This is a genomic window from Thermus sp. (assembly GCF_040290245.1).
In the GTDB taxonomy this organism is placed as follows: Bacteria; Deinococcota; Deinococci; order Deinococcales; family Thermaceae; genus Thermus_A.
Genome location: NZ_PSMQ01000112.1, coordinates 1 through 1,089 on the forward strand (window position 1 = coordinate 1; position 1,089 = coordinate 1,089).

Annotated in this window: 1 protein-coding gene and 1 pseudogene; both read right to left on the bottom strand. The window is 67.8% G+C overall.

The window, feature by feature from the left end:
* A pseudogene (locus C4301_RS09810) lies at window positions 1-242 on the bottom strand (cupin domain-containing protein); the annotation flags it as partial.
* 70 nt (window positions 243-312) lie between these two features.
* A partial coding sequence (locus C4301_RS09815) for a molybdopterin-dependent oxidoreductase (RefSeq protein ID WP_352414886.1) occupies window positions 313-1,089 on the bottom strand: 777 nt, incomplete at its 5' end.

Consider the following 1,089-nt stretch of genomic DNA (forward strand, 5'->3'; position numbering starts at 1 on the left):
TCCCGGTGGTAGTGCAGGGGCTGCTCCGTCCGGGTGCGGATGAGGACCGAGGTGCCCAAGGGGGTCTCGCCCAGGCCCTTGGCTGCAAAGGGCCTATCCTGGGGCACGGCCAGATCCAAACCGTCTTGGGGATAGCGCCGGAACACCCCTTCCCCGGTGGGGTTGATCAGGGCCAAGGCCCTTCCCAAAGCGGCGAAGGTCAAAACGCTTCCAGCAGCCTTAAGCACTTGACGTCGTTGCATCCTACCACCTCCACCTAGGTATACCCTTCCTCCTTGCCCTTTGGATCCCAGAGGCAGGCCGCACTAGCCCCTAGCCCGCCGAGACCCTCACCCTGTGGTACCCTGTGGCCCCGTCCGGAAGGGGGTCCCGTGGGGTCGGGTCCTGGATCTTGCCTCCGGCCTCGATGGCCCGCACCACCAGGACGTACTCCCCCGGTGCCGGGGGCTTCCAGGAAAGGGTCCAGATCTGCCAGGCGTACCTCGAGCGGGGTGGCCTTAGCCTGGCCCTTTGCCAGGTCCTACCCCCGTCCGTGGAGACCTCCACCGCCTCCAAAGGCCGCCCGCCCGCGTAGGCGATCCCCCCCAGCAAGGCCTCCTGGCCCACCTGGAGCCGGGCTCCCGGTCTTGGGGTGTCGATGCGGCTCATCGTCCGCACCACCGCTTCCCGGCTCCACCCCCGCCTGGCCCAGTACCCCAGGACCTCCTCCTGGGAAAGGACGATCCGGGTGAGCCACTTGGGCTGCTTCATCCCGTACCGCCCGGGGAGGAGAAGGCGCAGGGGGTAGCCGTGCTTCCGTTCCAGCTCCTCCCACCGTCCCGTGGCCGGGTCCTGGATGGCATAGGCCAGTAGGGCCTCGGGGGGAAGCTCCGAAAGGGGAAGGGACTCCGTGTAGCCGTCCGCCGCCTGGAAGACCAGGAAACGGGCCTGGGGCTTGACCCCGGCTTTTTCCAAAAGGGTCCGCAAGGCCACCCCCCTCCACCGGGGGCAGCCGATCAGGGGTCCGCCCACCTCGTTGGAGATGCAGGTGAGGACCAGGTTGACCTCCAGGGCGGGTAAAGACCGGATCGCTTCCAGCTCCAAGGCCAA